At 73.7% G+C, this 22,647-nt stretch carries 20 protein-coding genes and 1 riboswitch; of the genes, 11 read left to right on the top strand and 9 right to left on the bottom strand.

The genetic code is table 11. The features are described 5' to 3' along the window. Positions 1 to 6: 6 nt before the first annotated feature. Positions 7 to 534: a carboxymuconolactone decarboxylase family protein gene (locus ACFQZ6_RS22095; RefSeq protein WP_381611703.1), complete on the bottom strand. Its 528-nt coding sequence runs from the start codon at positions 532 to 534 to the stop codon at positions 7 to 9. Positions 535 to 581: 47 nt separating this feature from the next. Here ACFQZ6_RS22095 and pdxR point away from each other — a divergent pair, with 47 nt between their 5' ends. Then, positions 582 to 2,027 carry a MocR-like pyridoxine biosynthesis transcription factor PdxR gene (gene pdxR / locus ACFQZ6_RS22100; RefSeq protein ID WP_381611705.1) on the top strand — a complete coding sequence of 482 codons (1,446 nt, stop codon included), beginning with the start codon at positions 582 to 584 and terminating at the stop codon, positions 2,025 to 2,027. A gap of 16 nt (positions 2,028 to 2,043) precedes the next feature. Here the strand turns inward: pdxR and ACFQZ6_RS22105 are convergent, their stop codons facing one another. Then, a complete protein-coding gene (locus ACFQZ6_RS22105) occupies positions 2,044 to 2,169 on the bottom strand; it encodes a hypothetical protein (protein ID WP_381611707.1) in 126 nt (41 codons plus the stop codon). Between the two features lie 199 nt (positions 2,170 to 2,368). Here ACFQZ6_RS22105 and ACFQZ6_RS22110 point away from each other — a divergent pair, with 199 nt between their 5' ends. Beyond that, positions 2,369 to 5,419 (top strand): tetratricopeptide repeat protein, encoded by a 3,051-nt coding sequence (locus tag ACFQZ6_RS22110; protein ID WP_381611709.1) that lies wholly within the window; start codon positions 2,369 to 2,371, stop codon positions 5,417 to 5,419. 35 nt (positions 5,420 to 5,454) lie between these two features. On the opposite strand, the gene ACFQZ6_RS22115 is transcribed toward ACFQZ6_RS22110, so the two are convergent. Continuing rightward, the gene (locus ACFQZ6_RS22115; protein ID WP_381611711.1) at positions 5,455 to 6,630 is read right to left on the bottom strand and encodes a PP2C family protein-serine/threonine phosphatase; all 1,176 of its coding nucleotides are present in this window, start codon (positions 6,628 to 6,630) and stop codon (positions 5,455 to 5,457) included. Positions 6,631 to 6,852: 222 nt separating this feature from the next. On the opposite strand from ACFQZ6_RS22115, the gene ACFQZ6_RS22120 reads away from it, so the two are divergent. The 3 genes from ACFQZ6_RS22120 (at position 6,853) to ACFQZ6_RS22130 (ending at position 9,296) form a co-directional block, all read left to right on the top strand. Beyond that, the gene (locus ACFQZ6_RS22120; RefSeq protein ID WP_381611713.1) at positions 6,853 to 7,470 is read left to right on the top strand and encodes an RNA polymerase sigma factor; all 618 of its coding nucleotides are present in this window, start codon (positions 6,853 to 6,855) and stop codon (positions 7,468 to 7,470) included. After that, positions 7,463 to 8,419, top strand: coding sequence for a hypothetical protein (locus ACFQZ6_RS22125; protein WP_381611715.1), 957 nt, complete (start codon positions 7,463 to 7,465; stop codon positions 8,417 to 8,419). Before ACFQZ6_RS22120 ends, ACFQZ6_RS22125 begins: the two co-directional genes overlap by 8 nt. 142 nt (positions 8,420 to 8,561) lie before the next feature. Then, a complete protein-coding gene (locus ACFQZ6_RS22130) occupies positions 8,562 to 9,296 on the top strand; it encodes a hypothetical protein (RefSeq protein ID WP_381611717.1) in 735 nt (244 codons plus the stop codon). Between the two features lie 91 nt (positions 9,297 to 9,387). On the opposite strand, the gene ACFQZ6_RS22135 is transcribed toward ACFQZ6_RS22130, so the two are convergent. Further along, positions 9,388 to 10,836, bottom strand: a complete 1,449-nt coding sequence (locus tag ACFQZ6_RS22135) for a glycine hydroxymethyltransferase (RefSeq protein ID WP_381611719.1) — start codon at positions 10,834 to 10,836, stop codon at positions 9,388 to 9,390. Between the two features lie 44 nt (positions 10,837 to 10,880). Next, positions 10,881 to 10,968: riboswitch (ZMP/ZTP riboswitch) on the bottom strand. 115 nt (positions 10,969 to 11,083) lie between these two features. Here ACFQZ6_RS22135 and rocD point away from each other — a divergent pair. From rocD to ACFQZ6_RS22150, 3 genes are all read left to right on the top strand, one after another. Then, entirely contained in the window at positions 11,084 to 12,289 is a 1,206-nt protein-coding gene (rocD, locus tag ACFQZ6_RS22140; RefSeq protein WP_381611721.1) for an ornithine--oxo-acid transaminase, read from the top strand. A 90-nt stretch (positions 12,290 to 12,379) separates the two neighbouring features. Then, positions 12,380 to 13,393: a tryptophan--tRNA ligase gene (trpS, locus tag ACFQZ6_RS22145; protein WP_381611723.1), complete on the top strand. Its 1,014-nt coding sequence runs from the start codon at positions 12,380 to 12,382 to the stop codon at positions 13,391 to 13,393. A gap of 215 nt (positions 13,394 to 13,608) precedes the next feature. After that, on the top strand, positions 13,609 to 14,196 hold the full coding sequence (locus ACFQZ6_RS22150) for a 2'-5' RNA ligase family protein (protein ID WP_381611725.1): 588 nt from the start codon (positions 13,609 to 13,611) through the stop codon (positions 14,194 to 14,196). On the opposite strand, the gene ACFQZ6_RS22155 is transcribed toward ACFQZ6_RS22150, so the two are convergent. Continuing rightward, the gene (locus ACFQZ6_RS22155) at positions 14,190 to 14,984 is read right to left on the bottom strand and encodes a decaprenylphospho-beta-D-erythro-pentofuranosid-2-ulose 2-reductase (protein WP_381611727.1); all 795 of its coding nucleotides are present in this window, start codon (positions 14,982 to 14,984) and stop codon (positions 14,190 to 14,192) included. The genes ACFQZ6_RS22150 and ACFQZ6_RS22155 overlap by 7 nt on opposite strands. Positions 14,985 to 15,004: 20 nt before the next feature. Continuing rightward, a complete protein-coding gene (locus ACFQZ6_RS22160; RefSeq protein WP_381611729.1) occupies positions 15,005 to 16,378 on the bottom strand; it encodes an FAD-binding oxidoreductase in 1,374 nt (457 codons plus the stop codon). Positions 16,379 to 16,509: 131 nt separating this feature from the next. Between ACFQZ6_RS22160 and ACFQZ6_RS22165 the strand changes: the two genes are divergently transcribed. Further along, positions 16,510 to 17,451 carry a YihY/virulence factor BrkB family protein gene (locus ACFQZ6_RS22165; RefSeq protein ID WP_381611731.1) on the top strand — a complete coding sequence of 314 codons (942 nt, stop codon included), beginning with the start codon at positions 16,510 to 16,512 and terminating at the stop codon, positions 17,449 to 17,451. Here the strand turns inward: ACFQZ6_RS22165 and ACFQZ6_RS22170 are convergent. After that, positions 17,399 to 18,694, bottom strand: coding sequence for a D-alanyl-D-alanine carboxypeptidase family protein (locus ACFQZ6_RS22170; RefSeq protein WP_381611733.1), 1,296 nt, complete (start codon positions 18,692 to 18,694; stop codon positions 17,399 to 17,401). The two genes, ACFQZ6_RS22165 and ACFQZ6_RS22170, sit on opposite strands and share 53 nt — an antisense overlap. A gap of 91 nt (positions 18,695 to 18,785) precedes the next feature. On the opposite strand from ACFQZ6_RS22170, the gene ACFQZ6_RS22175 reads away from it, so the two are divergent. Together ACFQZ6_RS22175 and ACFQZ6_RS22180 are read left to right on the top strand one after the other, a co-directional pair. After that, entirely contained in the window at positions 18,786 to 19,025 is a 240-nt protein-coding gene (locus ACFQZ6_RS22175) for an SCO4848 family membrane protein (protein ID WP_381611735.1), read from the top strand. Positions 19,026 to 19,077: 52 nt separating this feature from the next. Then, complete coding sequence (locus ACFQZ6_RS22180; protein ID WP_381611737.1) at positions 19,078 to 20,346, top strand: metallophosphoesterase; 1,269 nt, start codon at positions 19,078 to 19,080, stop codon at positions 20,344 to 20,346. A gap of 12 nt (positions 20,347 to 20,358) precedes the next feature. Here ACFQZ6_RS22180 and ACFQZ6_RS22185 read toward each other — a convergent pair whose 3' ends face one another. Then, positions 20,359 to 21,810, bottom strand: a complete 1,452-nt coding sequence (locus ACFQZ6_RS22185; protein ID WP_381618530.1) for a sensor histidine kinase — start codon at positions 21,808 to 21,810, stop codon at positions 20,359 to 20,361. Between the two features lie 38 nt (positions 21,811 to 21,848). Continuing rightward, a complete protein-coding gene (locus tag ACFQZ6_RS22190; protein WP_381611739.1) occupies positions 21,849 to 22,538 on the bottom strand; it encodes a response regulator transcription factor in 690 nt (229 codons plus the stop codon). Positions 22,539 to 22,647 lie beyond the last annotated feature (109 nt).

The following is a 22,647-nucleotide window of genomic DNA, read 5'->3' on the forward strand; positions in this document are numbered from 1 at the left end:
CCGCTGTCAGGGGCGGCGCTGGCCGTCCGGCTGGTAGTGGCCCGGCGCGCGGCGGCAGGTCACGCCGAGCCGGTTCCAGGCGTTGATCACCGTGATCGACGCGATGAGCCGGGCCAGCTCCTCCTCCCCGAAGTGCTTCGCCGCCCGCTCGTACACCTCGTCGGGCACGAAGCCGTCCGTCAGGACGGTGACCGCCTCCGTCAGCTCCAGGGCGGCCAGCTCCCGCTCGGTGTAGAAGTGCGGCGACTCCTCCCAGGCGCTGAGCTGGATGAGCCGCTCCGCGCTCTCCCCGGCGGCCAGCGCGTCCTTGCTGTGCATGTCCAGGCAGAGCGCGCAGCGGTTCAGCTGCGAGGCGCGGACCTTCACCAGCTCAAGCAGCGTGCGGTCCAGCCCCTGCTGGCTGGCGGCGTCGAGGCGGACCATCGCCTTGTAGACGTCCGGGGCCAGGGCGGCCCAGTCCAGGCGGGAGGCGGGTTCGGGGGCGTAGGGGTGGTCCTCGGGGGTGGTCCGCGGCGCGGTCTCGCTGTTCGTCATGGCGTCGAGCGTAGGGAGCGGGAGGCCCAGGGGTATGGTCCATTTCCATGCGGGGATCGTGGGCCACTTCTGACGGCGACGGCAGCGGTGACCAGGGCGTCGACGCCGAGGGCGTCTTCGGGGTCGACCTGCATCTGGAACCCGCCGGTCCGGGGCTGCGCCGGGGGCTGACCGACGCGCTGCGGGAGGCCGTCCGCGGTGGCCGTCTCGCGCCGGGCACCCGGCTGCCCTCCTCCCGCTCCCTCGCCGCCGACCTGGGCATCGCCCGCAACACGGTCGCCGAGTCCTACGCCGACCTCGTCGCCGAGGGCTGGCTCACCGCCCGGCAGGGCTCCGGCACCCGGGTCGCCGACCGTGCGCTGCCACCGGTGCCGGACCGTCCGGCGCCGCGCGGGCGTACGCCGGGCGGACCCACGTACAGCCTCGTCCCCGGCACCCCCGACCTCGCGTCCTTCCCGCGCGCCCAGTGGCTCAGGGCCGCCCGCCGCGCCCTGGCCGCCGCGCCCCACGACGCCCTCGGGTACGGCGACCCGCGCGGCCGGGTCGAACTGCGCGCCGCGCTCGCCGCCTACCTCTCCCGGGCCCGCGGCGTACGCGCCGACCCCGAGCGCGTCGTCATCTGCTCCGGCTTCGCGCACGGCGTGAAGCTGCTCGCGGAGGTGCTGCGCGCCCGCGGGTCCGGCGACGCGCTGGCCGTGGAGTCCTACGGCCTCGACGTGCACTGGAACCTCGTGGAACGGGCGGGGCTGCGCACCCTCCCGCTCCCGCTCGACGACCACGGCACCCGCACCGACGCACCCCCGGCCGACGCGGCGGCCATGCTGCTCACCCCGGCGCACCAGTTCCCCATCGGCGTGGCGCTGCGCCCCGAGCGCCGGGCGGCGGCGGTCGACTGGGCGCGCCGCACCGGCCGTCTCATCCTTGAGGATGACTACGACGGCGAGTTCCGCTACGACCGCCAGCCGATCGGCGCCCTCCAGGACCTCGCCCCCGACCACGTCGCCTACCTCGGCACCGCCAGCAAGTCCCTCGCGCCCGGGCTGCGGCTGGGCTGGCTGGTGCTGCCGCCGTCCCTCGCCGCGGAGACGGCCCGGCACCTCGGCGGCACCACCACCGGCGTCCTGGACCAGCTCACCCTGGCGGAGTTCCTCGTCTCCGGCGACTACGACCGCCATGTGCGCGCCGCCCGGCTGCGGTACCGGCGACGCCGGGACGAACTGGTCGCCGCGCTCGCCGAGCGGGCGCCCGACGTCGAGGTCACGGGCATCGCGGCGGGACTGCACGCCGTCCTGCGGCTGCCGCCCGGCACCGAACAGGCCGTCGTACGCGCCGCCGCCTGGCACGGACTGGCGGTCCACGGCCTCTCCCGCTACCGCCACCCCGCCACGCCCGCGACGACCCGGGCCCCGGACGCCCTGGTCGTCGGCTACGCGACCCCGCCCGACCACGCGTGGGCGGGGACGCTGGAGGCGCTGTGCAGGGCGCTGCCGTAGCGGAGGCGGAGCGGGTTCAGCGGTTCGTGAACCACCAGGCGGCGAGCTGGACGAGTCCGGCGCCGACGGCGTTGGCGGCGGCGCAGACGGTGGCGATGACGGCGAGGCGCGTAAGGCCCCGCCAGAACGGACGGTCGAACACGGCGATCCCTCCCAGGACTTGAACGGTCGGCCCCGGCGGGCGCCGGGGGCGTTCGCGGTCGAGGAAGCCGCTCCGGGACGTTTTCCGGAACGCGGTGCCGACCGTCCGTCGGACGGGCAGGCTGGTCACCATGGGGGCGCGGGGCTCAGAAGGTCTTTTCCGTACGGTTCCGGCCCGGACGTGACGGAAGGCGGGGGCCATGGCTGATCCGGACTCGACCGAAAGGTGGGCGCGGGCTCTGCGCGAGCTGTGGCAGGCAGCCGGAGAGCCGACCGGCGGCGAGATCGAACGACAGGGTGGCCGCCAGCGCCCGCCGGTCAAAGTGCCCTCGTCCTCGTGGAGCGAGTGGCGCAACGGCAAGAACGTCCCCACGGACCGGGCCACCGCCCACTTCCTGGTGACGTACCTGCGTGCTCGTGCGCGCGCCAGGACACCCTCCTATGTCGCCCCGGACGACGCGTGGTGGGAAGGGACCTGGGAGAGCGCCCGCGCGGAGCGGCGCGGCAAGGGCGGACGCCCGGCCACGGCCCACCACACGCCGCCCGCCGAGCCGGTGCCCCGGGTCCGTGAGGGCGTGGTGCCGCGCGCGGCGGACTGCTTCCAGCAGCGGGAGGCCGCGACCAGCCTGGCAGCGGCGGTCGACGAGAGCGGGACCGTCGTGCTCACCCAGGTGCTGCGCGGCATGGGCGGCGTCGGCAAGACCCAGCTGGCCGCGGCATACGCGCGGCGTGCCTGGGCCGCCGGGGTACAGGTCCTGGTCTGGGTGAACGCCGCCACCCGTGACGGCATCGTCACCGCCTACGCCCGCGCGGCGCGGCGTCTTGGGCTGCCGCTGGCCGACCCCGACGACCCCGGCCTCGCCGCGGAGACGTTCCTGACCTGGGCGGAGACCGCCACGGACCGGAGCTGGCTGGTCGTCCTCGACGACGTACGGCGCCCGGCTGACGTCAACGGGCTGTGGCCCGCGGCGGACACCTCGGCGGGTGGCCGGGTCGTCGTCACCACCCGGCTCCGCGAGGCCGCCCTGAGCGGCTCCGGCCGCCGCACCGTCGACATCGGCGTGTTCACCACCGACGAGGCCCACGCCTACCTGACCGCCAAGCTCCCCGAGCCCCAGGACCGTACCGAGCTGGCCGCGCTCGCCGCCGACCTCGGGCACCTGCCGATCGGGCTGGCGCAGGCCGCGGCCTACATCGTCGACGACGGCAGCGATGTCTCCGCCTACCGACGGCGGTTGGCTACCCAACTGCTGGTCCGCTCCGTCCCCGGCGCGGACTCGCTGCCGGACGATCACCAGCGGATCGTCAGCGCCACCTGGGAGCTGTCCGTCGACCACGCGGACCGCACCGACCCCGCGGGGCTGGCCCGGCCGCTGCTGCAGCTAGCCGCGGTCCTGGACGGCGCGGGAATCCCGCAGACCGCGCTGACCAGCCCACCCGCGCTGGACCACCTCGCCCGCCTCCGGCAGCGGGAGTCAGGCCGCCCGCACGGGGGCGGGGAAGCGGAGGTGGACGCCGCCGCGGTGGACCGAGCGCTGCGTGTACTGCACCGGCACAACCTCATCGATCACGACCGCACCGCCGCCCACCAGGAGGTCAGGGTCCACCAGCTCATCCAACGCGCCACCCGAGAGAGCCTGGTCGCGGGCGGGGACACGGGGGCGGAGTCCTTCACCCGACTCGTCCGCACCGCGGCCGACAGCCTGCTGCACGTGTGGCCGGAGACCGGCCAGGGGGAGTTCGGGTCGGTCCTGCGCGCCAACTCCGCCGCGCTCCGCGATGTTTCGGGGTCTTCCCTGTTCGCCGAGGACACCGGCGCCCACCGCGTGCTCTTCCACGCCATCGCCGACCTGGGGCGCACCGGCCAGGTCGGCGCGGCCCTGACCGCCAGCCAGGACCTCACGGACGCCTGCCTGCGCCACCTCGGCCCCGAACACCGCAGCACCCTCAGCGCCCGCAACAACCTGGCGTACTGGCGGGGCGAGGCCGGGGACACCGCCGGGGCCATCACCGCGTTCCAGGAACTGCTGCCGGACGTGTCACGGCTCCTCGGCCCCGACGACCGCGACACACTCAACACGCGGAGCAACCTCGCCCGCTGCCAGGGGCTGGCAGGGGACGCGGCCAGGGCCGCCGCCACGTTCGAGGAACTGCTCGCCGACACCCTCCGCCAGTACGGCCCCGACGCGTTGGAAACCCTCACCACCCGCAACAACCTGGCGTACTTCCGCGGACTGACCGGCGACGCGGCCGGGGCGGTGGCCGCCTACGAGGAACTCGTCGCCGACCATCTGCGCGTGCGGGGCCCGGACCACTACGACACCCTGGTCAGCCGCATCAACCTGACCCGCTGGCGGGGTGCGGCCGGGATCACGGCCGACGCCGTTCCCGCCCACCGGACGCTCCTCGTGGACGTGGCGCGAGTGCTCGGTCCCGACGCCCCCGAGACCCTGATCACCCGGCGCAACCTCGCCTTCGCCCTGGGCACGGCGGGGGACACGGCGGGTGCCGTCACCGAGTTGGAGGGGCTGTTGGCGGACCAGACGCGCGTCCTGGGCCCCGACCACCCGGACACGCTGGCCACGCGGCACCATCTGGCGTCCTGGGCCGGGCAGAGCGGTGATTTCCCGGGCGCCGTCGCCGCCCTGGCGGAACTTCTCCCCGACCGGCTGCGGGTGCTCGGCCCCGATGCTCCCGACACCCTCGTCACCCGCAACAACCTGGCCTACTTCCGTGGGAGGTCCGGAGACGTGGAAGGCGCCGTCGCCGCGTACCAGGAACTCCTGGACGACCGGCTGCGCATCCTCGGTCCCGACGCACCGGACACCCTGACCACGCGCGCCAACCTGGCCGCGTTCAGGGCGCTGGCGGGCGACCGGCCGGGGGCCGTCGTGGCTCTGGAGGAACTGCTCGTGCACCAGACGCGCGTTCTGGGCCCCGACCACACCGGCACCCTGTCCACCCGTAACAACCTGGCACGCTGGCTGGGGGAGGAGGGGGACGCCACGGGCGCCGCCGCGGCGCTGCGTGAACTCCACGCCGACATCGTGCGCACCCACGGTCCCGACTCGCTGCTCGCCCTGAAGATTCGCGGCAGTCTCGGCCGTTGGCAGGGAGAGGCCGGAGACCACGCGGGCGCCGTCAGCACGCTCGAAGCACTCCTCGCCGACCAGATCCGCATCCAGGGTCCCGACCATTCCGACACATCGGCCACCCGCGAGCAGCTCGAACAGTGGCGGGGGCGTGGGTGACGGGTGGACGTCATGGCGCGTGACGACGGGCATCGTCACGTCGTCGGGGGCCACCACTCGAACATCAGGATCGTCGCGTCGTCGCGCAGACGGTTGCTCTGGGCGTCGAGGATGGAGTGGATCAGGCGGCGCAGCACCTCGGGGGCGAGTTCGCCCGCGGCGGTCGCCCGGATGATGGAGTCGGCGAAGCGGTGCAGACCGAACTCGTCGCCCTCGCGCGTGCGGGCCTCGGTGACGCCGTCGGTGTACATCAGCACCCGGTCACCGGGTTCGAGGGTGATCTCATGGGTCTGCCGGGGGCGGCCCGCGAGCAGGAACGGCAGCCCCATCGGCGGGTCCGGCTGGCGCGCCATCTCCTCGATCAGCGGCAGCTCGTCGCGGATCAGCAGCGGCGCCGGGTGCCCGCAGTTCATCCACCGCAGCACGCCGGTCGCCAGGTCGAGCTGGGCGATCACCCCGGTGCAGAACTGGTCCGGCAGCCACGCCGCCAGCGCGTCGTCCACGCTGGTCACCAGCTCCGGCAGGTTCGCGCCGGTGCGGCGGGCGTTGCGGCAGGCGGCCAGGGACACCGCCGTCGTCAGGCCCGAGGCGAGGTTGTGGCCCATCGCGTCGAGGACGGCGGTGTGCAGGGTGGTCTCGGTCAGGGAGTGGTCGAAGGCGTCCCCGCCGATGTCGTAGGCCGGTTCGAGCACCGCCGTCGACACGACGTGCGCGGTGCCGATCGTGCGCGGCGGCAGGAAGGCGCGCAGCATCTCGGCGGGCAGGTGCATGGGCTCGGTACGGGTCCGCCGTACGAAGGTGTCCTTGTACGCCCGTTTGGAGGTGATCATCATGGCGAGCAGCGAGGCGAGGGCGCGGCCCCGGCGCAGTACCACCGGCGTGAGCGCGGGCGCGTGCACCGCGAGCACGCCGAGCCGTTCGGCGCCGTCGAGGAGCGGGAACCAGGCGATCATGCCGCCCGTCTCCGACTCCTCCACGCGCAGCGCCTGGGTGCGGTAGCACCAGCCCGCCAGGGAGTCGTCGATGGGCAGGGCGGCGGCGGTGTCGGTCATCTTCAGCAGTTGGCGCTGCTGGATGTCGGCGAGGTAGACCACGGAGTGCTGGAGGCCCAGGGCCGTGGAACAGCGCGCGGTCACCGTGGCCAGGTCCAGGTCGAAGTTGGCCGCGTCGGCGAGGAACTCCTCCAGCAGGCCGCCCTCGGGCACCGGCATCCCCACCTCGTCTCCCTTCTCCCGTCTCCCGCGGTGACTCCCGCTTCGGCTTGCCTCGCCTCGCAGTCTCACACCGGTGGGCGGGTGGCGCGCGGTGGTCGGGGCCGTGTGGTGGGCGGCGTGGGGCGGCGTGGGGCGGCGTGGTGGTGGGGCCGTCTCGTGGTTCCGGAATTCGGGGGGCCGGGGTGGGAACCGATCGGGGGCGGGCGGTGTACCAAAAGTGTGAGGACGCGGGAGGGGGGCCGCATCGTCGATGAGGCCGCGGTGATCGCACGCGTACGCGCCGGAGAGCCGGAGGCGTACGCGGAGCTGGTGCGCGCCCATACGGGCATCGCACTGCGGGCGGCCAAGGCGCTCGGGGCGGGGGCGGACGCGGAGGACGTGGTGCAGCAGGCGTTCGTGAAGGCGTACTGCGCGCTGGGCCGGTTCAGGGACGGCTCGGCGTTCAAGCCGTGGCTGCTGTCGATCGTCGCCAACGAGGCGCGCAACACCGTGCGCACGGCGGCGCGGCAGCGCACGCTCGCGGGCCGCGAGGCGGCCTACGCGGAGGCCGAGCCGCTGATACCGGAGTCCGCCGACCCGGCCGTCGCCACGCTGGAGACCGAGCGCCGTACGGCCCTGCTGTCGGCCCTGGAGAAGCTGAGCGAGGAGCACCGCCTGGTCGTCACCTACCGCTATCTGCTGGAGATGGACGAGCCCGAGACGGCCCAGGCCCTCGGCTGGCCCCGCGGCACGGTCAAGTCCCGCCTGAACCGCGCCCTGCGCAAGCTGGGCCGACTGCTGCCGGACTTCATGCCCGGCGGGCAGGGGACGGGGGGAGGGGGTGAGGAGGATGAGTGAGCCGCGTGGGCCTGGGGGATCGGATGGACCGACTGGGCCCGGTGGATCGGGTGGACCGACTGGGCCCGGTGGGCCCGGTGGATCGGGTGGATCGGGTGGATCGGGTGGTTCCCGGCTGCCGGAGGAGTTGCGGGCGCTGGGGCGGTCGCTGGACCGGCCGGGGGACGTCGGGGCGGAGACGATGGCCGAGCGGGTGCTGGCGCGGATACTGGCCGAGCAACTGCCGGTGCCGGTGGCCGACCCGGCGAGGGCCGGGGGTGCCGCGGGTGCTGTGGGCGCTGTGGGTGCGCGGCTGCGGGCGGCGCGGCGGTGGGCGCGGACGCGGTGGCGTGCGCTGACGGCGGTGCTGTGCGGGCTGTTCACCGTGCTGGCGCTCACGCCTCCAGTGCGGGCCGAGGTCATCGACTGGTTCGGCTTCGGCGGCGTCGAGGTGCGCTACGACCCGTCGGCGCCGCCGCCGACGCCCGGTGAGGTGCCCGGCTGCGGGCGGTCGGTGTCGCTCGCCCGGGCCGAGCGCGAGGCCGGGTTCCGGCCGCTGGTGCCGGAGGCGCTCGGCGCTCCCGACGCGGTCTCGGTGAGCCGGGAGCCGCGGGGGCGGTTCCTGGTGACGCTGTGCTGGCGGGAGCGGGGGCGCACGATACGGCTGGACGAGCATCCGGCCCACCTCGACATCGGCTTCGCCAAGACCGTGCGGGAGCAGCCGGAGTGGCTCCAACTCGGCGGCAGTACGTCGGACCCGGCCCTGTGGTTCCCGCGTCCGCACCGGCTGACGTACTGGCTGGTGGCCCCGGACGGCAGCCGCTACACCCGCGAGACGCGTACGGCGGGTCCGACGCTGCTGTGGGGTCTTGGCGGCCCGGGGGGTGAAGCCGTGGTGACACTGCGGCTGGAGGGCGTGCCGTCGAAGGGGCGGGCGGTGGAGATCGCCAGGTCGGTGGGGCGGCCGTAGCGGCCGGTTGACCGGCTCCCGGAAACCTCGGCAGATGTCGTGGGCGAGGTGGGAACCCCGAGGGGCCGGGCGGTGTACCAGAAGTGACAGGCGGCTCGTGGACGGGCCGCACGGGTTGGGGATCACTCGGCAGGGGGCCGCGATGGACATCGACATGAGGCGACTGACGGCAGGCGGGCTGGCGCTGGCGTTGACCTGGAGCCTGCTGCTGTTGCTGTGGCTGGCCCCGCCCGCGTCGGCCGGGGGACCGACCAGCGCGCTCATCGTCTCCCCGGAGAGCCAGGAGTCCGCCGGGCTGTACTACTCCGACAAGGAGTACGCCGCCCTGGACAGGCTGCTCGGCGGCAAGCCCGTGGCCAGCGGCAGCGAACCCTCCGACGGCGAGCTGGTCAACGCGCGGCAACTGACCGTCACCTGGCTGCTGCACGGCATAGAGCCCTGGCGCATGGACTTCGTCCATCTGACCCCCGACGAGGGGACGGTGTGGGTCCACACCTCGACCGACCCCGGCCAGTGGACCGGCACCTGGCACCGCGCCCAGCAGCCCGCGCGCCTGCGGTCCCTGCTCAAGGGCCTCGGCGTACTGGGCCCCGCGCGGGATCTGGCGGTGCCTCCCAGCTATCCGCAGAGCACGGAGACCGCCGAGTCCGCAGTGACCGGCGCCGACGGGGAGCCGACGGTCAGCACGTCGGCCGCCCCGGCCACCGCCGCCGTGCCGGGTGGTGGCGACGGCGGCGGGTGGTGGGCGCTCCCGGGCGCGGCAGCCGGTGCCGTGCTGGCCCTGCTGCTGCGCCCGCTCGCGGTGTCGTGGCTGTCCTCCTACCGACTCCGGGCGGAGCCGGGCCCCAGGCAGGAGCTACGGGATGTCGACGCCTGAGCGGGAGGCGAGCCGAAGGGATGAGGGGCTAGCCGGGCCCGCTCACGGCCCAGCCGGGCCCGCTCACGGGTCAGCCGAGCCCGCTCACAGGTCAGCCGAGGTCGATCTCCGGGTAGAGCGGGAACCCGGCGACCAGGTCGGTGGCGCGGCGGGAGATCTCGTCGGCGACCTTCGCGTCCAGGACGTGCTGCGCCTTGGACGGAGCGCCCTTGCTGGTGGTGCCGGGCTCGGTGGTGGTGAGGACCCGGTCGATGAGCCCGGCGACCTCGTCCATCTCGGCGGTGCCCAGGCCCCGGGTGGTGAGGGCGGGGGTGCCGATGCGGATGCCGGAGGTGTACCAGGCGCCGTTCGGGTCGGCCGGGATGGCGTTGCGGTTGGTGACGATGCCGGACTCCAGCAGGGCGGCCTCGGCCTGACGGCCGGTGAGGCCGTAGGAGGTGGCGACGTCGATCAGGTTGAGGTGGTTGTCGGTGCCGCCGGTGACGAGGGTGGCGCCGCGCCGCATCAGGCCCTCGGCGAGCGCGCGGGAGTTGTCCACGATGCGCTGGGCGTAGTCGCGGAAGGACTCCTGCCGCGCCTCCGCCAACGCCACCGCCTTGGCCGCCATCACATGCGGCAGCGGGCCGCCGAGGACCATCGGGCAGCCCCGGTCCACCTGGTCCTTCAGGGAGTCGTCGCACAGGACCATGCCGCCGCGCGGACCGCGCAGCGACTTGTGGGTGGTGGTCGTGACGATCTGCGCGTGCGGCACCGGGTCGAAGTCGCCGGTGAGCACCTTTCCGGCGACGAGACCGGCGAAGTGCGCCATGTCGACCATCAGCGTGGCGCCGACCTCGTCGGCGATCTCCCGCATCACGCGGAAGTTCACCAGTCGGGGGTAGGCGGAGTACCCGGCGACGATGATCAGCGGCTTGAACTCCCGCGCGGAGGCGCGCAGCGCGTCGTAGTCGATCAGGCCGGTGGCGGGGTCGGTGCCGTAGGAGCGCTGGTCGAACATCTTGCCGGAGATGTTCGGGCGGAAGCCGTGGGTGAGGTGGCCGCCCGCGTCCAGGGACATCCCGAGCATCCGCTGGTTGCCGAAGGCCTGGCGCAGCTCGGCCCAGTCGGCGTCGGAGAGGTCGTTGACCTGGCGGACGCCCGCCTTCTCCAGGGCGGGCGCCTCGACGCGCTGCGCGAGGACGGACCAGAAGGCGACGAGGTTGGCGTCGATGCCGGAGTGCGGCTGGACGTAGGCGTGGCGGGCGCCGAAGAGTTCCCGGGCGTGCTCGGCGGCGAGGGACTCCACGGTGTCGACGTTGCGGCAGCCCGCGTAGAAGCGGCGGCCGATGGTGCCCTCGGCGTACTTGTCGCTGAACCAGTTGCCCATCGCCAGCAGGGTGGCCGGGGAGGCGTAGTTCTCGGAGGCGATCAGCTTGAGCATCTCGCGCTGGTCGCTGACCTCCTGGCCGATGGCGTCGGCGACCCGCGGCTCGACGGCGCGGATCACGTCGAGGGCGGCGCGGAAGGCGGTGGACTCGGAAGAGAGGGACTGGTCTGGCATGGTCGGCCTCCGGACGGCGTGGCTTGCGGCATGGTCACGGTTCACGGTTCGGCCCAGGCGCACGGCACTCGCTCGCGCGGGCCGCTCCCCGATGGTCGGTCCCATCCCAGCGCGCCAGTCACGGCCCGTGGATCAGCCTACCGGGCACGTCGGGCGGGCTCCTTCTCCCGTCCAACATGCGAGCGCGCCGGGAAGGGGGTACGCCTGAGGTGCCGAGCCGCGTCCTGGATCACCTCGTGGAGCTGCCGTGACCGCTACGGAAGACCTCATCGCCGCCGCCGAGGCGCACAGCGCGCACAACTACCACCCGCTGCCGGTGGTGGTGGCCGCCGCCGACGGGGCGTGGATGACGGACGTGGAGGGGCGCCGGTACCTGGATCTGCTGGCGGGTTACTCGGCGCTCAACTTCGGGCACGGCAACCGTCGGCTGCTCGACGCGGCGCGGGCCCAGTTGGAGCGGGTGACGCTGACGTCGCGGGCCTTCCACCACGACCGGTTCGCGGCGTTCTGCACCCGGCTGGCGGAGCTGTGCGGCATGGAGATGGTGCTGCCGATGAACACCGGCGCGGAGGCCGTGGAGACCGCGGTGAAGACGGCGCGCAAATGGGGGTACCGCGTCAAGGGCGTGCCCGCGGAGATGGCGAAGATCGTGGTGGCGGGCGGCAACTTCCACGGCCGGACGACGACGGTGATCAGCTTCTCCACGGACCCCGAGGCCCGCGCCGACTACGGGCCGTACACGCCGGGCTTCGAGATCGTGCCGTACGGGGACCTGACGGCGATGCGGCAGGCGCTGACGGAGAACACGGTGGCGGTGCTGCTGGAGCCGATCCAGGGCGAGTCGGGGGTGATCGTGCCGCCGGAGGGATACCTCCCGACGGTGCGGCGACTGACCCGCGAGCGGAACGTGCTGTTCGTGGCGGACGAGATCCAGTCCGGCCTGGGCCGCACGGGACGGACCTTCGCGTGCGAGCACGAGGGGGTGGTCCCGGACGTGTACGTGCTGGGCAAGGCGCTCGGCGGCGGGATCCTGCCGGTGTCGGCGGTGGTGTCGTCGGCGGAGGTGCTCGGGGTGTTCCGGCCCGGCGAGCACGGGTCGACGTTCGGCGGGAACCCGCTGGCCTGCGCGGTGGCGCTGGAGGTGATCGCCATGCTGCGGTCGGGGGAGTACCAGGCGCGGGCGGCGGAGCTGGGCGGGCACCTGCACCGGGAGCTGGGCGCGCTCACGGACGGCGGCCGGGTCACGGCGGTGCGGGGCCGCGGCCTCTGGGCGGGCGTGGACGTGGACCGGGCGTACGGCACGGGCCGGGAGATCTCGGAGCGGCTGATGGACCGCGGCGTCCTGGTCAAGGACACCCACGGCTCGACGATCCGCATCGCCCCGCCCCTGGTGATCAGCGAGGAGGACCTGGACTGGGGCCTGGACCAGTTGCGGGCGGTGCTGGCGGGCTGAGCCCAGGGCGAGGAGCGGCGGAAGAACGGGGGCGGAAGAGGGGAATCCCCATGCCCTGGAAGGGGTGCGGGCAATGAGAGAATGATGGGCATGGCCTCTGATCGACCCCGTGTGCTCTCCGGAATCCAGCCCACCGCAGGCTCGTTCCACCTCGGCAACTACCTCGGCGCCGTCCGCCAGTGGGTGGCGCTCCAGGAGACCCACGACGCGTTCTACATGGTCGTCGACCTGCACGCGATCACGGTCCCGCAGGACCCGAAGGAGCTGCGCGCCAACACGCGGCTCGCCGCGGCCCAGCTACTGGCCGCCGGGCTCGACCCGGAGCGGTGCACGCTGTTCGTGCAGAGCCACGTCCCCGAGCACGCCCAGCTCGGCTGGATCATGAACTGCCTCACCGGGTTCGGCGAGGCCAGCCGGATGACCCAGTTCAAGGACAAGGCGGCCCGGCAGGGCGCCGACCGCGCGTCCGTCGGGCTGTTCACCTACCCCGTCCTCCAGGTCGCGGACATCCTGCTCTACCAGGCCAACGAGGTGCCGGTCGGTGAGGACCAGCGCCAGCACATCGAGCTGACCCGGGACCTCGCCGAGCGGTTCAACGGCCGCTTCGGTCAGACCTTCACCATCCCGAAGCCGTACATCCTCAAGGAGACGGCGAAGATCTACGACCTCCAGGACCCGTCGATCAAGATGAGCAAGTCGGCGTCCACGCCGAAGGGGCTCATCAACCTCCTCGACGAGCCCAAGGCCACCGCCAAGAAGGTCAAGAGCGCGGTCACCGACACCGACACGATCGTCCGCTACGACACCGAGAACAAGCCGGGCGTCAGCAACCTCCTCACCATCTACTCCACCCTCACCGGGGCCGGAATCGGCGAACTGGAGGAGAAGTACGCGGGGAAGGGCTACGGTGCGCTCAAGACGGACCTCGCCGAGGTCATGGTCGAGTTCGTGACGCCGTTCCGGGAGCGCACCCAGCAGTACCTGGACGACCCGGAGTCGCTGGACTCGATCCTGGCCAAGGGCGCGGAGAAGGCGCGCGCCGTCGCGGCGGAGACGCTGGCGCAGGCGTACGACAAGGTGGGCTTCCTCCCGGCCAAGCACTGAGCCCGAGGCGCGGAGCCTGGGGCACGCGGTACGAGCGCCGGGGGCAGCCGCCCCCAACCCCCCACACCATGCACCACCGCGCCACGGCGCACCGCACAGCGCTGCACATCACTCCGGCTGCGCCTGCCCCGAGCATGGCCGTGGCCGTACAGTCGAAAGCCGGACGGCCGTACCAGCGGCCGACCCTGCTCACCACCAGGACGACAGGAGACGACGTGGGGACCGTAACGATCGGGGTGTCGATCGCGGTCCCGGAGCCGCACGGCAGCCTGCTCCAGCAGCGGCGCGCGGGCTTCGGCGACGTCGCGGCTCACGGCATCCCCACGCATGTCACCCTGCTGCCGCCGACGGAGGTCGACGAGGCACTGCTGCCCGCGATCGAGGCGCACCTCACCGAGGTCGCGGCGGCCGGGCGGCCCTTCCCGATGCGGCTCTCCGGCACCGGCACCTTCCGCCCGCTGTCACCGGTGGTGTTCGTGCGGGTGGTGGAGGGCGGCGAGGAGTGCGCCTGGCTCCAGAAGCAGGTCAGGGACGGCTCCGGGCCGGTCGCGCGGGACCTCCAGTTCCCGTACCACCCGCATGTCACCGTGGCCCACGGCATCGCCGAGGAGGCCATGGACCGGGCCTTCGAGGAACTCGCGGACTACGCCGCCGAGTGGCCCTGCACCGGGTTCGCCCTCTACGAACAGGGCGCCGACGGGGTCTGGCGCAAGCTGCGCGAGTTCACCTTCGGCGGTCCGGTGGTGCCGCCGCAGGCCGCCGCGCCGGCCGAGCGCGACCACCAGCCCGCCGACCGCTACTGAACCGGCAGCCGCCGGAACACCCCGCGCGGCAGGTGCCGCAGCGCCGACATCAGCAGCCGCAGCGAGCCGGGCACCCACACCGTCTCCGAGCAGCAGCGCAGCCCCAGCTCGATGGCCGTGGCGACGGCCTCCGGCGTGGTCGCCAGCGGCGCCTCCGGCAGCCCGCCGAGCAGCCGCGTCCGGCCTGACCCGGAGCGCGCGGCGGCCTGGGAGCGTACGACCGTCGCGGGGCGTACGACCATGACGTGCACGCCGGTGCCGTGCAGCGCGTCGCCGAGGCCCTGCGCGAAGGTGTCGAGGCCCGCCTTGCTGGAGCCGTAGATGAAGTCGGCGCGGCGGGCCCGCTCCCCGGCGACGGACGACAGCACCACCAGGGAGCCGTGGCCCTGCGCCTGGAGCGCGCGGGCGCTGACCAGGCCCGCCGACAGGGCGCCGGTGTAGTTGGTCTGGGCGACCCGGACCGCGCCCGCCGGGTCGCGCTCGTCGCTGGCCTGGTCGCCGGGGACGCCGAAGGCGAGCAGCACCATGTCGACGTCGCCCTCCGCGAAGACCTTGCCGAGCACGGTCTCGTGGGAGTCGGGGTCGAGGGCGTCGAAGGCGACGGTGTGCACCTCGGCGCCCCGGGCGCGCAGCTCACCGGCCGCCGTCTCCAGGGCGGGCGAGGGGCGTCCGGCGAGCCAGATGGTGCGGGTGCGGCGGGTGATCAGTCGGCGGGCGGTGGCCAGGGCGATCTCGGAGGTACCGCCGAGCACGAGCAGGGACTGGGGCAGGCCGAAGGCGTCCTTCACGACAGCTCCTTTAGCGGGGGTCACAGGGCGAGGCGGCGGGACAGGTCCGAGGTGAAGACCCCGCGCGGGTCCAGCGCGGCGCGCAGGGCGCGGAAGTCGGCCAGCCGTGGGTACATCGCGGCGAGCAGGTCGGGCCGCAGCCGGGAGTCCCGGGCGAGGCAGACGCGCCCGCCCGCGCGGGCGACCTCCTCGTCCAGGGTGTCGAGGAGGGCGGGGAGCCCGCGCCGCCCGGTCGGCAGGTCCACGGCCAGGCTCCAGCCCGGCACCGGGAAGGACAGCCAGCCCGCGTCGGCCTCCCCGAGGCGGGTGAGCAGCGCGGGGGAGGGCGGGCGGCGGCGCCCCGAGATCCGGCGCACGATCCGGCGCAGGGTCTCCTCCTGCCCGTAGGGGACGGCGAACCGGTAGCGGACGACGCCGCCACCGCCGTACCGCCACGGCGCGAGGCGGATCGGGGCCGGGGCGTCGAGGAGGTGGGGGAGGGCGGTGACGTGCCGGAGGCGGCCGGTGGTGCGGATGCCGGGCGCGGCACGGTGCCGTAGTGCGTCCAGCACACCGGTGGTACGGCGGCCGGGCGGGGGCACGGGGTCGGCGTGGAGGAGGACCGCGCCGCCCCGCGCGAGTGGGTCGAGGCGGGCGGTCGTGTAGCGGTGGTCAGCCGGGGTCATCCGGGCGAGCAGGTCGTCCAGGTCCGTCGCGTGCTCGGTGCGGACGCGCACGAACGGGGTCCGCACCGGCTGGAGCCGCAGCGTCGCCGTGAGGATGACGCCGGTCAGGCCGAGCCCGCCGGTGGTGGCGTCGAACAGGTCGGTGCCCGGGAGCGCGCTCACGATCCGGCCGTCGGCGGTGAGCAGCTCCAGCGCCAGCACGTGCCGGGAGAAGGCGCCGGAGACGGGGTGGTCGTGGCCGTGCGCGTCGGTGGCGATCGCGGCGCCGACCGTGGTGTGCGCGCTGGCGGGCAGAACGGGCGGGAGCCAGCCGAGCGGCAGCAGCGCCTCGGCCAGCCGGTGCAGGGTGAGGCCCGCGTCGCACAGCACGGTCCCGTCGACGGCGTCGACGGCGTGGACGCGGTCCAGGCCGGTCATGTCGAGCACCGCGCCACCCGCGCAGCGCGCGGCGTCCCCGGGCGCCCAACCCGCGCCCCACACGCCGCCCCCGCGCACCAACCCGCCGAGCGCGAGCCCGCCGCGCACCAACCCGCCGCGCGCCGACCCGCTCCACCCGGAGTCGCCCCCTCCGATGCCGCCCCGCGCGGCGCCGCCGCCCCCGGCGATGCCGCCCCGCGCGGCACCGCCGCCCCCGGCGATGCCGCCCCGCGCGCCGCAGTCGCGGACGGCGGCGACGGTCTCCTCGTACGACCGTGGCCGGATCAGACGGGTGGTGGTGGGAGTGGACATGCCGGTGACCGTATCGCCCATAACGGGACGTTCAGGGGTGAAACGCTGACCGGTCTGGTCGGGGTGGCAGCTTTCGCCCGATCCGGGGCACCTGGACATCGGGTGCGCGTGAGGAGGGCAGGGTTCGCATCATGGACTGGCTGAAGAACCTCCCCGTCGTCGGGCCCTGGGCGACCCGGCTGATGGCCACCCACGCCTGGCGCTCCTACGAGCGCCTCGACCGGGTGAAGTGGACGCGCCTGGCCGCCGCGATGACCTTCACCAGTTTCATCGCCCTGTTCCCGCTGCTCACCGTGGCCGCCGCGATCGCCGCCGCCACCCTCAGCGGCGCCCAGCAGGCCGACCTCCAGGACCGGATCGCCGAACAGTTCCCCGGCATCACCAAACAGCAGCTCGACATCGGCGCCGTCGCCGACAACGCCGGGACCATCGGTCTGATCGCCGGAGCCCTGCTGCTGTTCACCGGCGTCAACTGGGTCGGCTCGGTACGGGACTGCCTGCGCGCCGTGTGGGAGCTGCCGGACAGCGAGGACAACCCCCTGCTGAACAAGGCCAAGGACCTGGGCGTGCTGTTCGGCCTCGGCGGCGCCCTGCTGGTCACCCTGGTCGCGTCCACCGTCGCCACCGCCACCGTCGGCTGGACGGCCCGCCAGCTCGGCCTGGCGGAACAGGGCTGGGGGAGCGCCCTGTTGCAGCTCGCCGCGTTCGCCGTCGCCGTCCTCGCGGACTTCCTGCTCCTGCTGTACGTCCTCACCCTGCTGCCCGGCGCGGAGCCGACCCGGCGTCGGCTGTTCGTCGGCGCGCTGGTCGGGGCGGTCGGCTTCGAACTGCTGAAGCTGCTGCTGAGCGGCTACATGCAGGGCGTGGCCGCGAAGAACATGTACGGCGCGTTCGGCGTGCCGGTCGCCCTGCTGCTGTGGATCAACTTCACCTCGAAGCTGGTGCTGTACTGCGCGGCCTGGACGGCGACCCCGGCCAAGGACGCCGGGGCCGCGCCGCCCACGCCCGGGGCGGACGGCGTCAGGGGCGGTTCCGGCGGCGCACCAGATCCGGCAGCGGCCAGCGGCGGTTGACCAGGAACACGCCCGCCGCCAGCAGCGCCAGCAGCCCGCCGGTGATGGCCAGCGCCATGCCGACGCCGCTGGAGCCCGACGCGGCGGGGGCGCTCGCCACCGGCTGGCCCGAGGCGTTCCCCGCGCCCCCGGCCTCACCGGAGGCGTTCGCGCCTGGCTGGGCGCTCGGCTGGCCGCCGTCCCCGCCCGTCTCGGCGCTCTTCGGCGGCACCAGCTCACCCACCGGCTCGACCTTCCCGGCCGCCTTGAAACCCCAGTCGAACAGCCGGGCGGTCTCCCGGTAGACCTCGTTGTGGTCACTCTTCTGCGGGTTCATCACCGTGACGAGCAGCACCCTGCCGTCGCGCTCGGCGACCCCGGTGAAGGTGGCGCCCGCGTTGGTGGTGTTGCCGTTCTTGACGCCCGCGATGCCCTGGTACTGGGAGATGTCGTAGTCGCCGGTCAGCAGCCGGTTGGTGTTCTGGATCTCGAAGGACGTCCGGACCTTCTTGCCCTTCTTGTTCTTCTTCGTCTCGCCCGGGAACTTGGCGGTCAGCGTCGAGCAGTACTCGCGGAAGTCCTTCTTCTGGAGTCCGGAGCGGGCGATCAGCGTCAGGTCGTAGGCGGACGACACCTGGCCGGGCGCGTCATAGCCGTCCGGGCTGACCGCGTGCGTGTCGAGGGCCTGCAACTCCTCGGCGTGCTCGTTCATCTCCTCGACGGTCTCCTCGACACCGCCGTTCATCGCGGACAGCACGTGCACGGCGTCGTTGCCGGAGCGCAGGAACACACCGAGCCACAGGTCGTGGACGGTGTACGTCTCGTCCTCCTTTATGCCGACCATGCTGGACCCGGCGCCGATGCCCGCCAGATCGGACGGGACCACCTTGTGCTCGGTCGTGCTCGGGAACTTCGGCAGCAGCGTGTCCGCGAAGAGCATCTTCAGGGTGCTCGCCGGGGCCAGCCGCCAGTGCGCGTTGTGCGCGGCGAGCACCTCGCCCGACTCGGCGTCCGCGACGATCCACGACCGCGCGGACAGGTCCTTCGGCAGCACCGGCACCCCGGCCGCCAGGCTGACCTGCGTGCCCGGCTGACCGAGCCGCTCACCGCCCACGGTCGACATGTTCGCCGGTGGCGTCACCGAGGCGCTCGGTGACGGCTTCGGCGCGGCGAACGCGGCGGGCGCCGTCACCGACAGGGACAGCGACAGCGAGCAGGACAGCACGGCGACCGCGGTCTTGACGGTCTTCATGGGAGCGGGCACGACCGAGAAAGTACCTGGCGTTCGCCGCGAAGTCCCGCCCAGGTCCCCACCCCGGCCAGGGAACCGGTCACCCGACGGCGATACTGAACGCATGAAACTCAGCCGCCCCCTCTCCTGGTTCCTGCTCGCTTTCGGGGTGTGGAGCTGGGTCATCTGGGTCACTTTCGTCAAGAACCTGGTCAAGGACAGCAGCGGGCTCGCGTTCGACGGAGACAGTCCGACGGCCTACTTCTGGGTGCATCTGACGCTGGCCGTCGTCTCCTTCGTACTGGGGACGGTCATCGGGGGCATTGGGTTGCGCGGACTGCGCGCACTGCGCCACACGTCATAGCCGGGCCGCACGTGACCGCCAACCGGGCTCCGGCCGAGGGGAATCGAACTTCATGGTGATCGTCTTCGCGCTGCTGGCGCTGACCGTCCTGGTGACGGCCAACTGGTACCTGTGGCGCCGTCTCTTCCGCGACACCACCCGCGCCCCGGGCCCCGCCCGCCGCGCCGGTGCGGTGGGCATCGCGGGCGGCTGGGCGCTCGCCGTGGGCGCGCTGGTCGCGGAGCGTGCGGACGCGCCGTTCTGGCTCCAGCGCACGCTCGCCTGGCCGGGCTTTCTGTGGCTGGCCCTGTCCCTCTACCTGCTGCTCGCGGTGGTCGCCGGGGAGGCGGTACGGCCGCTGCTGCGGCGGTTCCTACAGCGCCGGGCCCGCGACCGGGCGCCCGCCACCGCGGCGGGGATACCCCGGCCGGAGCCGGTACCGGCGGGCGGGGGAGCGGCGGAGACGGTGGCCGAGGGCGAGCAGACGGAGCCGGAGTCCGCGCCCCTCGCCGTCGATCCCTCGCGCCGTCTGTTCGTCTCCCGGGTCGTCGCGGGGACCGCCGCGGCGGTGGCCGTCGGGACCGTCGGCGCGGGGACCTACGGTGTGCTGAACGGGCCGGGTGTGAAACGCGTCACGGTGCCGCTGGCCAAGCTGCCGCGCGCGGCGCACGGGTACCGGATCGCCGTCGTCAGCGACATCCATCTGAGCCCGGTGCTCGGCCGGGCGTTCGCGCGGAAGGTCGTCGACACGATCAACTCCACGCAGCCCGACCTGATCGCGGTCGTCGGTGACCTCGTCGACGGGAGCGTGCGGAACCTGGGCTCGGCGGCGGCGCCGCTGGCGGGGCTGCGGGCGCGGCACGGCGCCTTTTTCGTCACTGGCAATCACGAGTACTTCTCCGGTGCCGCGGAGTGGGTCGACGAGGTGCGGCGGCTGGGGCTGCGGCCCCTGGAGAACGCCCGTACCGAGCTGCCGTACTTCGATCTCGCCGGGGTCAACGACGTGGCGGGGGAGGACGAGGGGCAGGGGCCCGACTTCGCCAGGGCGCTCGGGGACCGCGACCGGGGGCGGGCGTGTGTGCTGCTCGCACATCAGCCGGTGCAGATCCATGACGCGGTGGACCACGGGGTCGACCTCCAACTGTCCGGCCATACGCACGGGGGGCAGTTGTGGCCGGGCAACCTGCTCGCCGCGGCGGCGAACCCCACGGTGGCGGGTCTTGAGCGGTACGGCGACACGCAGCTCTACGTGACGCGGGGGGCCGGGGCCTGGGGGCCGCCCACCCGGGTGGGCGCGGAGTCCGACATCACGGTGATCCAGCTCGCGTCGCGGCAGGCGTAGCCGGGCGGACGCCTACAGCGGGTGCGGCAGGGTCACCGTCACCGACAAGCCCTTCCCCGGCGCCGTACGCACCTCCACCCGCCCCCCGTGCGCCCGTACCACCCCCCGCACGATGGCCATGCCGAGGCCGCTGCCGGGGCCGCCGCTGGCGCGGAAGAAGCGGTCGAAGATGCGGGCGGCGTCCTCCGCGGGCAGGCCGGGGCCCTCGTCGCTGACGCGGAGCCGGACGCGGCCCTCGCCGTCGCGGTCGGCGCCGAGGTGGACCGGCACGTCGACGGGCGTGTGCACGCGGACGTTGCCCACCAGGTTGCCCAGTATCTGCCGCAGCCCGGACTCGTCGGCGTGCGCCAGCACGGCGCCCTCGGCGTCCACCGTGACGGGCCGCTCCGGCTGCTGGACGCGCAGGTCGTCCGCGGCCTCCCGCACCAGACGGCTCACGTCCACCTCGCGGAACCGCAGTTCGGGCTGCTGCTCAAGGCGGGCCAGGGTGAGCAGCTCGTCGACGAGGCGGCCCATCCGGTCGGCCTCGGCCATCACCCGCTCCCAGGCCCGCTTGCGGTCGTCCGGGTCGCTCAACATGCCCTTGTCGTAGAGCTGGAGGTAGCCGCGTATCGCGGACAGCGGGGTGCGCAGCTCGTGCGAGGCGTCGGCGACGAAGCGCCGTAGCTGGTCGGCGCTGCGCTCGCGCGTGCGGTACGCCGACTCCACCTGGTGCAGCATCGAGTTCAGGGCGACCCGCAACTGCTCCACCTCCAGCGTCGGATCGCCGCTGGAGGGCACCCGCCGGGTCAGGTCGCCCTCCGCGATCGCCGACGACGTCTCCACCATGTCCTCCAGGGGCCGCATCCGCCGCCCCACGCTGACCATCGTCAGCCAGGCCAGCAGCGCCAGCAGCGCGGTGCCCACGGCGAGGTCCAGCTTGAGCGCCTTGGCGACACCGGTGTGCAGGGCGTCGGTGGAGGCGGCGATCAGGATGAGGGTGCCGTCCGCGAGCCGGGACGCCGTGGCCCGGTACGGCGTGCCGTGCACGGTGATGTCGTGCGGCTCGTCGGCGGCGGCCAGCGCGCCCGGGTCCGCCACCGCCCTGGCCAGCTCCCGCTGGGTGTCGGTCGGCGCGAACCCGGCGAACTCCTTGACCCGGCCGTCGGCGTCGACGGCGGTGACGATGGAGTCGGGGCGCGGCCGGTCGTCCGACGCCGGCGGCGCGATCCGCTCCCGCACCAGCGCCAGCGCGCTGAAGGAGTCGATCTGCTCCGCGGTCAGCGCCAGCCCGCTCAACGAGGTCCGCATCTCACCGAGTTCGCTGTCGATCTGGGACAGCAGGTAGTGCCGCATCCCCATCAGGCTCACCGCCGTCGCCAGCACGATGCCCAGCGCGAGCAGCGCCACGTTCGCCAGCGTCAGCTTGCCGCGCAGCGAGTGCAGCCCGCCGCCGCGTCGGCAGGGCCCGCGCCAGGCCGTCAGCGCCCCGCGCCAGGCCGTCAGAGGCGGCCACACGCCGCTCACGCGAGCCCGTACCCCACCCCGCGCCGGGTGGTGATCACCGGGGCGCCCAGGGTGTCCAGCTTGCGGCGCAGATAGCTGATGTAGGTCTCCACGACGGTCGACTCGGCCGGTGCGTGCTCGTACTGCCAGACGTGCCGCAGCAGTTGCTCCTTGGGGACGATCCGGCCGCCGTTGCGCACCAGGAACCGCAGCAGCGCGTACTCGGTGGGGGTGAGCTGCACCGTCCGGCCCGCGCGGTGCACCGAGTACGTCGTCTCGTCCAGTTCCAGGTCGCCGTAGCGCAGGGGCGGGCGCTGCGGGAGGACGTCGGCCGGGCGGGTGCGGCGCAGGACCGCGGTGATCCGGGCGACGACCTCGTCGATGTTGAACGGCTTGGTGATGTAGTCGTCGCCGAAGCCGAGCGCGCCGACGATCTCCGCCGGTGAGTCCCGCGCGGTGAGGAACACCACCGCCAGGTCGGGGCGGCGGGCGCGCAGTTCACGCCCCAGGGCGCGGCCGTCGCCGTCGGGCAGCATGACGTCGAGCAGGGCCGCGTCGGGCCGGGTGCGCTCGGCGAGCGCCAGCGCCTCGCGGACCGAGCCCGCCGTCATCACCTCGAACCGGTGGTAGCGCAGGGCGATGGCGAGGACGTCCGCGATGGACTCCTCGTCCTCCACCACCAGCACGGTGCCGGGAACCGTCGTCATGCCCCCAGTATCGGCGCCCCCACTGACACCCGGACCCGTGTTCCCTTTGGAGTTCCTTGAGAGTCAGGCGTACCAGGTGTCCACGCGCGTGTGCCGCCGCCAATCCTGG

It is taken from the genome of Streptomyces flavalbus (assembly GCF_042674625.1).
Classification (GTDB): domain Bacteria; phylum Actinomycetota; class Actinomycetes; order Streptomycetales; family Streptomycetaceae; genus Streptomyces; species Streptomyces flavalbus.